The following is a 1107-nucleotide window of genomic DNA, read 5'->3' as shown; positions in this document are numbered from 1 at the left end:
GATTACCAACCTAACCAGATTTTGGTTTCTTGTGGCGGTAAGCAAAGCTTCTTTAACTTGGCACTAGCATTATTAAACAAGGGTGATGAAGTGATCATCCCTGCGCCATTCTGGGTAAGCTATCCAGATATGGTCATTATTGCTGAAGGTACGCCTGTTATCGTGAAATGTGGCGAAGAGCAACGTTTCAAAATTACACCTGACCAATTAGAAGCAGCAATTACTCCTAACACTCGTTTAGTGGTATTAAACAGCCCATCTAACCCAACAGGTATGATTTATAGCAAAGCTGAATTAGAAGCTTTAGCTGAAGTTTTACGTCGTCATCCGCAAGTATTTGTTGCATCTGACGACATGTATGAACCAATTCGTTGGGAAGATGAGTTCTACAACATTGCAACTGTTGCACCTGATTTATATGACCGCACGATTGTTTTAAATGGTGTTTCTAAAGCATATGCAATGACAGGTTGGCGTATTGGCTATGCAGCCGGCCCAGCAAAAATCATTGGTGCAATGAAAAAAATCCAGTCTCAATCAACTTCTAACCCGACTTCAATTTCGCAAGTTGCTGCTGAAGCTGCGTTGAATGGCCCACAAGATGTTTTAAAACCAATGATTGAAGCGTTTAAACGTCGTCATGACTTAGTAGTTAATGGCTTAAACGACATCAAAGGGATCTCTTGCTTACCTGCTGATGGCGCTTTCTACGCGTATGCAAATATTCGCCCTCTTATTCGTGCAAAAGGCTTAAAGTCTTGCACAGAATTCTCTGAGTGGTTACTTGAAGAAACTGGCGTAGCAGTCGTTCCTGGTGATGCATTTGGTTTAGGTGGTTTCATGCGTATTTCATATGCAACAGCTGACGAAGTACTTGTTGATGCGTTAGCACGTATCAAAAAAGCTGCTGAATCAATCGAAGGCGTTGATGCTGCAATTGCATCTATCGAAGCTGAAAAAGCTGCTAAATAATTTGAAAATATAAAAAAGGCCTCAAAATTGAGGCCTTTTTTATAATTAAAATTATTCTAAATTAAATAAAGCTGCCACCTCAGCCTCAGTCAGTTTTTTTGTATCATTCTGAAAATTATAAAAATCAGGTTTTGA

At 39.7% G+C, this 1107-nt stretch carries 1 protein-coding gene and 1 pseudogene; one reads left to right on the top strand and one right to left on the bottom strand.

The window, feature by feature from the left end:
- A partial coding sequence (locus VXQ92_RS20350; protein WP_416683003.1) for a pyridoxal phosphate-dependent aminotransferase occupies window positions 1-972 on the top strand: 972 nt, incomplete at its 5' end.
- A 51-nt stretch (window positions 973-1023) separates the two neighbouring features.
- Here the strand turns inward: VXQ92_RS20350 and VXQ92_RS20345 are convergent.
- A pseudogene (locus VXQ92_RS20345) lies at window positions 1024-1107 on the bottom strand (GFA family protein); the annotation flags it as partial.

The sequence above is a fragment of the Acinetobacter sp. 228 genome, from assembly GCF_048147885.1.
The sequence above is the reverse complement of the archived record's forward strand: the minus strand, read 5'-3'. Positions and strand labels throughout refer to the sequence as shown.